Raw genomic sequence first — 9,418 nt, forward strand, 5'->3', positions numbered from 1 at the left:
ACATTCCCCAACTCGGCCGCGGCCATGTACATGTCTCTCTGAGGCTCCTATACAGCGACGCGTACTGAGGGTTCATATAGGATGGCCGGGGCCGCCGGGCAATGGGCGCCTTGAAAAGAAGCGGAGTCCTTAGAAACCATGGCTACTATCCCTGAGTTCCCTCACGCTTATTCCTCAGAGCTGAGTGTGTCTTCGGCTACCCTCGACCGTTTCGGACGTCGAAACGATGATGGCCTCACAGCGACAGTGGCTGAATACATGCGCAACTCGGGGTTTGTCATAGAAGTCACCCAGCCGACTGGACTTGGTGGGGGAGGGTTCATCGAATACAAAGTGACTGCCGGTATGATCGTCACTGCGGTAAAGGCCTTAGGAGCCGCGGCGCGTTGGGCGGTAGACGCAATAAGAAAGAAACAGCAGGCAAAGCTTAATACGCGCTTGCCGCCTGTGTGGATTCAGTTTTCCGCCAAACATCAGGGTGGAGCGGTGCCGCTACCGGACGCAGGCTTGCTCGTGGGCATTATTGCTGTCCTCCCTGGGTTGCTTAGCCATCTGGAGGAGAAGTTTCCGAATCGCCAGTTCATCTTTGGCGGCGTCTCCGATTGGTATGAGGCACCCGAAGATTCCTCTCAGTCCCGAAGGATCGTCTTTGAAATAGCTGGGGCGGATCTCAGCCCTGGCCGCCTTCTTCGCATGGCGCAGATACTTGAGGACAACCTGGCTCACTCCGAAGTCATAGTCCGGCTGGTAAGAACCCGGAAATGGCTGCCGCGGAAGGTAGAAATCCAAAAATCGAAAACTCTTTGTGGCCAGGATGATTAGACCAGTCAAAGCCTGCCATCAGTCAGTGCCCGTATGTGAGCCTCTAAGCCTTGGGAGTTCGGTTGGCGAAGTCTTCGGTGTAAATCAAACGCGCTACATAAGTCCGGAAGTTTCGCACCTTGCACGGAATCAGGCAAGCCGAGGTGGGATCAGGCAGACTTGCCAGCGACGATATGGATGGGCTGGGTTTAGTTCACCGATAGTCTGCCACATCAGCGAAGCTCCCGGGGCAACACGGTGGGGGCGAATTACTGTGGACATCGGCATTGGTGGAGGCGGTTCGGACATCAGTTTGGCAACTTGTGCGGCTAGCTTTTCTTCCAGCACGGGAGGAGCTACTTGCGCGGCGAGTCCGCTGTCGTTGTCTTGTAGGAACCAGAGATGAAGTCCATTGGGGTACCTGACTAGGAAAAGGTCCGCGTTCTCTGCGCTTCCAACGTGGCAGCCGGCTCTGATACGGGTTACCTCTTCGTTCCAGCGTCGAAAATACTGGCCGGGCGCCGGCGGGAGGTACGAGTTGTCTTGCCTGACTGCCTGTTGGAACGCGGTAATTTTACCCCTGCGCGCGAGGCCCTCGGCGCCGAGGAAAATCTGAGTGGTCGCCGGATACTCCCGCATATTAGCGGCTAACCGATCGCCGATGTATTGCTCAAGCGCTTCCAGGCTTTCAAAGGCAGCTTGTATCATTCGATCATCAGGGGTGTGGCCCCCATGCACGGCCCTATTGCGCAGATCAGCTAGATTGACCCGCCAGTTACGAATAGGCCCTGGTTGTTTGGTGTTCCACTGGCCCCCCAATCGGCCGGCGAACTGTGAGGTCACTTTCTTGGTGACCGTATCTTTAGTATCTAAAATTTTCGCCACAGCAGCGCTGTCCAAATCTTCCTCCCACATCATTAGGAGCATGATCTCGACCAGCAGCGCCTCCGCGGCGGCGCCGGCCAATATGATGGCCGACAGGTTCTTGCCACACGCGTATGCCATACGTGCTTCTCGTCGCATGTCACTGAACGCCGTGAACAGATTAGGGGAATAATCGTTGAACGCTTGGCTTAACTGTTTGATCTTTTCCTGGGGCAGCTCGGGACCCCGAAAACTACTTGCATACTGCTCGTCCTGGTTCGCCACGAACATAGTCATCTCAGGTTTCGCGAATATCTCACCGGAGGAAAGCACGACGGGGAGGATCGCCGGAAGGCTCTTTCTCACTACGAGACTAAGAGGTCTCGTTGTGACTATGTGGTGCGACCTCTGAAATGAGCGCAGGATACTGAGTGCATTGTCGAAGCCGGTTGACAGTCCATCCTCATCCGCTAGTGCTAGCGGTCCCGTGATCTCGGCGACGGTGACGCTTCGGGGCCTGTGAAAAGACGATGTACGCTCCTTCCCTCTTCCGCCTAACGTGTCCATGACGGCGGCGAGAGCTGTATCTGGAGTTTTGTGTTCGGATTGGTGGAATCGCACCTGCGTACGGAACACACTTTCCAGGCCTTGACGCTTCCCCATAGACACAGACGGTGATTTGTCTCTTGGATCCAATACCTCAGCTATCGGCACCTCGTATAAGTGCGGAACGTCCAGAGGCTCAGGCAGTGGGATGAAGTATGCCACGACGGCTGTTTCTGGGGTCCACTGGCGACGCAGTGAGTGCGGCACGGAGTAGCGAGGCCACCTTGAGATTACGGGGGCAATGAAGTTGAGGCTCAATTGCCGCGGGCTCTTGCTCGCCACTTCATCCATTTTTATTCCTTCAACCTGCCAGTCGATGCAACCACAGCATCAAGTCTGCTCCAGTCGTTTAGAGCAGGGCGTTACCCGCTTCTAGTGGTTCAACCTCCAATGACCAAATACTATTGGCGGCCCCAGGGTATTCGCACGCGCGACCCGTTCAAAGCCGCGTGGTACTCCGCAGATAACGGACAACCGTTTTTGCGAGGGTCCGCTTTGTTGAGTTTCACCAAGACACATCGACGCCGGTTCACTACCATCGGTTTGGACGAATTTTTGAATGCGCTAGTCACCTGTGACTCGTCGGGCAGCGAGGATTCAGTGGCAGTAGTACGGTGCTGTTACTTCTCCTTCGCCTTCAGATGATCATTCAGCACCTTAAGACACTCAGCCGCGTGCCGGTGGCCCATCGTGGAGGCCTGCCCAAGCAGCCCCAGTGCTTCGTCGTAGTCCTCTCGTTCGGCTGCAATCATGCCTAGTTTGGTTATTGATCGAGGTTCCTTCATGCTTGCGGCCTTTTTGAATAACTCCTCTGCCTCCTGCTGTTTGCCCTTGTCTTCAAGGTCGTCAGCGAGGAGGAACATCGCCAAAGGAAGTCCTAAATTGGATGCCTGCTGATAGAGGGCTGTTGCTTCCCCCTTTCGATCCTCCTCTGAGAGAAGAAGGCCGAGGTTCACCATGCTCTGGGCATCGCCGTCGGTAATTGCTTTTCGGTATTGCACTTTGGCTTCTTCAATACGGCCGCTACGCGCAAGGAGGACTCCCAGACAATGTATTCCGAAGGTGAAACCCTGTTCGGCCGACCTTCTGAGTAGCTTCTCGGCGCCGTCGAGTTCTCCGCGCTCAGCCATTCTTTTTCCCTGTAACGCCAGCCCATATGCGTCACCTCTATCGGCCGCCATCGTTGCGAGCCTCTCGGCTTCGGCGTGGTTCCCCATACCCTCCATGTGCGAGGCAAGCACGGCCATGGCCGCCGGGTTACCATGTCGGACCGCCCGAGACAAGAGACGTTCAGCTTCTGCGTGTTCGCCCCGTCGAGAAAGAATGAGGGACAACTGATGCATCCCTGCCCCATTGCCCCTGGCCGTCGCAGCCCTGTAGAGGGCCTCGGCCTGCTCCTGCCGACCCTCGCCCTCTAACTGCATGCCATAGTTGGTCATCCCAAGACCGCTGCCTGCGACAGCGGCCCGCCTGTACCAGCCGCGGCCCTCGTCCTCTTCCCCTCGGCGCATCATGATAAACCCCAAATTGGCCATGGCATCAGCGTCGCCATTGACTGCGGCCTCTCGGAGCAAACTCTCGGCTTCCTCCGTTCTGCCACTACGTAAAAGGATGACCGCTAGGCCCGTCATACCATGAGGGCTGCCCGCCTCAGCTGCCCTACGGTGTAGGGTTTCTGCCTCAGCGATTCGATTTTGCCTCTCAAGTGCCGTTGCGAGGTTTGCCATTCCTTCGGGGTCGCCCATTTCTGCTGCTCGAACGAAAAATCGTTCAGCTATCTCCTGGCGCCCCAGCATATGTGCGGAAACTCCGGCAGTGTTCAGTCGCCCAGGTGAAGCATCACTCTGAGCTGCTGCCTCCCACACTTCGTTCGGAATCGCCTTCCTAGAGGACGCTACGTGGTCCACGAGGTAGTCAAAGGGGCGGAGGTTACCGTCGCTGGCCCGGGCAATGAGCCTGTAGGTGCTCCCGCCTGACGAGTTATCGGTGGCCCATGCCAGACCTGACCGTACTTCCTCAGGATCTAGCGGTGAGGAAGGCTCTGCGAGATAGAGACCGCTAAGCTTGATAGCTGTTTCCTCCGGTATGGCCTCACTAATGCCCGTTCGTTGCCAGTCAATGGCAACAAGTACGAGTGCCGCTCCAATTGGGGTGGTAACACGCCCGCTTTCTAACCTCTCAACGGCCAAGAACCCTCCTCCCGCATATGTTCCCAACCCGTGCTTCAGGATGCCGTCGCGGATCCGTGGGATCGGACTAAGGGCAGCTAACTTATTGCGTTCCTCCGGGGCATTCTTAAGGCGTACGACGCGAAACCTAAGGAGGGTGTCCCATTGGGTCCGGGGCATATCATCACTCGGCTGAAACCGTTCGTAGAAGATTTCTCGCATGGTAGCAACGACCACATTTCCAGCTTGTTGGAGCTGGTCAATCCACTTAGTCTTCAAGTTCTTCGGATCAGCGAGGTACCTCTCGAGATCGTCCAGCCACACTATTGATTCCACAGGGATTTCTCCCGCATTCATCAGGGTTGCGAGGCCATCAGGAATGTCCGGAATGACAACCTGGCGGTTGGGGAAGAGCTCAGCGACCAATTTGGACGCCATTCTCGTTTTTCCTACCATGGAGTCGCCCAGCACGAGTACGGGCCGTTCCTCTTCAAAAGCCTCCACGACCTCAGTTTCGGCGTCACGGTCCAGGTAAGGTATCCCCACCAGCGACTCGTGGACCCCCCAAATGCTGAGGGATACATCCTTGGCCAGCGGTGCATCCACTGCCTCGGGCCCGCTGGTCCTCATGGCTTGCTGGCGTACTCCGGCACTGGTGTCTTTGGCCTTTGCCTTGTCCTTTGCCGCCTGGACGACAACACCTCCCGCCACGCAGACGATGGCAAGCAGGCCAAGCACCCAAGCAGGCCAACCGACGCGACTGGTGACTGCGGTTCCCGCAGCGAAGAGTCCGGCGAAGAACAGAAGCCAAGGGGAGAGTTCGCGGCGCTTTCTTGGGTGCCAACTTGAAGACACAGATTCCCCCTGGAGATCGTAGTTCGAATAGGACCGCTGGTCCTTCCAGAAGTGTAGGCATGCCTTCCGTCAGACATGAAGGTGGAATTCGTGCCAAGCCAGGCCACGGCAGTTCAGCCAGCCGAAGACGCGGGCTCCCGGGGCTGTTACTTGTGTATCCAGCCAACTCGCCTTAAAAGGTCGCTCGGGCGGGAAGAGGCGGACGTTACGATCGGCTCCGCTGTGGCGGAGGTGGTCCCTGCTGACTTCCTGGAGGCCAGGCCTATAGGTTGGTCATGCAGGTCGCTGTTCGTTTTTCCATGAGGCGTTAGGCGAGGAGGGACCGGCCACCATGATGTTCGTCGATTCCAGCAGAACGGCCGCACCGTAGTGCGGTGCTTATCCGGCCGGTCCGGTTCCGGAGGCCTACTCATCAAATTCGAGCGGAATCGCGCCCTTCACGGACGGCCGTTCAAGCAGCCCGATTGGGTGGCCGAAGTGGGCAAAAAGAGGGTGTGCACAATGTGCACACCCTGGGCTTCGGATCGGGTCGTACTGGTGCCGGACTGGCTCGGATTCCGCATGTTTCCGCCACGTCCCAGCGATAACAAGGAGGGGAATCGCGTTCGAGTCCCACCTCGGGCACGCATTTCCCCTCGTCAAAGGGGTTTTTGCTTTTAACGTGTTGACATTGACCCTCCGCGGGTTCCTCTGACGCTGGCCGCGGTCTGTGGCCTGGCCTCCGCGGTGCCTATTCAGGTGTGTGGAGTGGCGGGTCTAGGACCCTGGCTAATGGGCCCTTCGCCTGCTGTGATGGGGCTATCCGTCCTCTTCTCTGACTTCTACTGATGGGCCCCTACGGGCCATCACACATTCATGACTGGGCGTCCTGCTGACGACATGACCAAGCGGAGTTACACTGCAGGTTTTCCGTCCATCAGCCGCTTCACGTTGGACCCAGGCATGGCGGCAGCAGGCGTTTTGTCCGGTCAAAGGGGGTGTGGACACTGTCCACACTTAAGTCAGCTTTTTGGTCACTGCCCATGGAGGAAGGGAAGCCCGCAAGCCCCTTTACATTGCCCGGACGATTGAGTCTCCAAGATCCGCTGGGGACAGGTGCGGCTCAGTCAGAAGCGGGCAGACAGTTGGCTCTTCCGGCATCAATGGGGCCTCCGGAGGTAAGTGGCAGGGCCGAGCTCAGCCGTGGAGATTGGGCCGGTGGACCAGCCTTGTATGTGGTCGTCTAGTGCAGGTTCTCGATCAGCTGGAGATCTCAGTCCTGCGCATCACGAAAATCGGGCCCATTCCTCTCTGACCAGTGATCACAGGGAAGATCGTCACCTGTAGGGCGCCGCGGTCAAGCCGAACGCTGCGAAATGGTGACCTGTCCGCGGGTGCCGATCCTCAAGAACTAGCTGATGGTCCTGCAAGGCAGTAGTGGCTGACCAGTGCCCGTGACGGCGGGGATCCCGTACCCGCGGGCGACGAGGGCGGCGTGGGAGGCAATCCCGCCGGCGTCCACCACAACGGCGGCTGCGCTGGAACAGCGGGGTCCAGGATGGGCTTGTGGCGGGGCAGACAAGGATTTCGCCGCTGCGCAGCGACCCGAATTCGTCCGGTCCGCGGATGATCCTTACCGTGTCCTGCTATTTCTCCGACTGGGGCGGGGCTTGTTCCATGAGGTCGCCCACCCAAGGTAGGTAGCCCCGGTGGAACACCATTCCTTCGGGCAGTCCCTGGATGGACACCTCGGATCCGGAAATGTCGATGGTGACCCGCTCGGCACCCATCGGCGCGTTGGTAATATGCAGGTCTCCGTATGACTCAGGGAGGACAGGATCCATCCAGACTCCGCCTAGGGAAACGTCCGGATCATAGCGCATCAAAGTCGACACCAGCATGATGGGTGTGGTTGCCGCCCAGGCCTGCGGTGAGCACGCTGTCGGGTAGGGCACAGGCGCGGCGAACTGCTCCCGGCTGAAGCCGCAAAACAATTCGGGAAGCCGACCCTCCGAAAATTCAGCTGCCTCCAGAAGTGCCGTGGAGATCCGCTGCGCCTCCGCGACGAAGCCGTAGCGCATGAGACCCACTTGAATGACCGCATTGTCATGAGGCCGGTCCGACCCGTTGTGGTAGCTGGCAGGGTTATATGGATCCATGTCGGTTGCCAGCGTGCGCACTCCCCAGCCACTGAACATCTCGGGGGACATCAGCCGCTCGACGACAAGCGGCGCCTTGTCCTTGTCGATGATGCCGGTCGTCAGGCAGTGGCCCATATTGGAGGCGCAGGCATCGACGGGCCGCTTGTCGCGGTCCAGCGCGATAGCGTAGTAGCCCTTGTCCGGCAGCCAGAACCGTTCATTAAACTGCCGCTTCAGCGTCGCCGCGCGCTCCCGCAGGTCGGCCGCCTTGGCTAGGTTGCCGGCGTCGTGCGCCATCCAAGCGGACGCCAGGTAGGCGCCATAGACGTAGCCCTGCACCTCGCACAGCGCAATCGGCGGCTCCGCCATGGTTCCGTTGGCGAAGTTGATCCCATCCCATGAGTCCTTCCAGCCTTGGTTGATCAATCCTCGATCATTGAGGCGCGAGTACTCGTCGAAACCGTCTCCGTCTTTGTCCCGTAGTCTCGGATCCAGTCCATCGCCCGGTCCGCGTGGGGCTGGAGCGCGGCGATGGTCTCCTTGGCGAAACGCCACCTGCTAACCTCGCCGAGCACCAATAGAAACAACGGCGTGGCGTCGACACAGCCGTAGTAAACAGACTTCCAGCCCAAGGCCAGTCCGCTGGAAACGTCCAGTCTTACCTCGTGCAGGATCTTCCCCGGCTCTTCCTCGCTCAAGGGATCCACCACACTGCCCTGCCGGTCAGCCAGCGTCTGCAACGTGCCTAAGGCCAAGGATGGATCCACAGGGAGCGCCATTAGGGAGGCCCACAGCGAGTCCCGTCCGAACAGGGTCATGAACCACGGCGCCCCGGCAGCCACCACTACACGTTCTGGATGCTTCGGATCCTCGATCCGTAAGGCACCCAAATCGTCGTAGCTGCGCCGCAGGGTCCGCTCGATCGAACGGTTGCCCATTTGCACAACTGGGATCTTCGCCACCCATTCCTGCCGACGGCGGTCGCGCGCGGACAACCCGCCAGCCCTCGGATGCTCAAACGGTACCGCAGTGTCCGTGCCGTCGACTGCGGGCACCACGCTCACCAGCGTATTCCAGTGGCCGAGCCGGGGGACAATGGTCCTGTAGGTTCCCTTTCCTGCCGTCACAGTGGAGCCGTCGGAATTGATCACGACGCCCTTGCGAACGTCCCGCCAAGCGGCCCGGATGATCAGCGAATCTCCTTCCAACTGGACGGTTTTTCCCATCGTCGCTGGATCCGGGACTCCTTGACTTCGAAGAGGTCCGCGAAATCCGATGCGATGGTCAGCTCGACTACGCATTCGGCTGGCTGCCTCGAGTAGTTCCGGACCGTGATCTGCTCCAGGATGCCGGCGCCGACTTCCCGCAGCCGCTCCACGATCAGCGGGCTGTCTGCGTGCCCATCCAGGCGCGGAACGCGACCGGCGAACAGCGCCCGATACGGCTCCGTGGTCTGCGCCGCCAGCGGCTCAAGCGGCTGCCCATTAACGGTCAGATTCCAGCGGGACAGGATGCGCGTGTCCTCATAGAAAACACCGTGCGGGTATTCGGGAAGGATATCCCCGTTGGCCGCGGAAATGCAGAAGTTAGATCCTTCAACCAGTGTGATCGCCGCACCCAAGGGTCCAGACGCCGTGTCAGCATTCCACCCAGACATCCCCGGCTCCTTATGGATAGACTCCGGTGCGCGTAGGTCCAGACTTTTTACGGCTGATGCCGACCAACGCCGCCTTCACATCGACGCTACGCTTGTCCCCACCCCGACGCCAGCCCTGAGGTGATGAACGGATCCCAGTGCCTGTGCAAAGCAGTTAGCTGCTCTGGCGTAGGAGCGGGCACGGCGTTGTAGTCGCCCTTTTCCCAATTAGAGAGACGGACTAGCCCGGGGTTTTCATGGGGCGCCGGGTACCAGGCGTGTTTAAGCAGGGAAAGGGTGCTCTGAGCTGGGAAAATAGTGGTTGTCGAGACCGTTATTTGCCGAGCGAGGGAGCACCCTTTCGATGC

Annotated in this window: 4 protein-coding genes and 1 pseudogene; 1 reads left to right on the plus strand and 4 read right to left on the minus strand. The window is 59.0% G+C overall.

The genetic code is table 11. The features are described 5' to 3' along the window. Window positions 1–246 precede the first annotated feature (246 nt). The gene (locus EYS21_RS16990) at window positions 247–822 is read left to right on the plus strand and encodes a hypothetical protein (protein WP_131134411.1); all 576 of its coding nucleotides are present in this window, start codon (window positions 247–249) and stop codon (window positions 820–822) included. 129 nt (window positions 823–951) lie between these two features. On the opposite strand, the gene EYS21_RS16995 is transcribed toward EYS21_RS16990, so the two are convergent. The 4 genes and pseudogenes from EYS21_RS16995 to EYS21_RS17010 all read right to left on the minus strand — a co-directional run bounded on the left by EYS21_RS16995 (window position 952) and on the right by EYS21_RS17010 (window position 9,071). Beyond that, a complete protein-coding gene (locus EYS21_RS16995; protein WP_131134412.1) occupies window positions 952–2,031 on the minus strand; it encodes a hypothetical protein in 1,080 nt (359 codons plus the stop codon). A gap of 860 nt (window positions 2,032–2,891) precedes the next feature. Further along, a complete protein-coding gene (locus tag EYS21_RS17000; protein ID WP_131134413.1) occupies window positions 2,892–5,177 on the minus strand; it encodes a tetratricopeptide repeat protein in 2,286 nt (761 codons plus the stop codon). Between the two features lie 1,507 nt (window positions 5,178–6,684). Then, entirely contained in the window at window positions 6,685–6,798 is a 114-nt protein-coding gene (locus EYS21_RS23780) for a PEP-utilizing enzyme (protein ID WP_347559570.1), read from the minus strand. A 121-nt stretch (window positions 6,799–6,919) separates the two neighbouring features. Continuing rightward, a pseudogene (locus tag EYS21_RS17010) lies at window positions 6,920–9,071 on the minus strand (glycogen debranching N-terminal domain-containing protein). Window positions 9,072–9,418 lie beyond the last annotated feature (347 nt).

Source organism: Arthrobacter sp. S39, assembly GCF_004320525.1.
GTDB lineage: Bacteria > Actinomycetota > Actinomycetes > Actinomycetales > Micrococcaceae > Arthrobacter.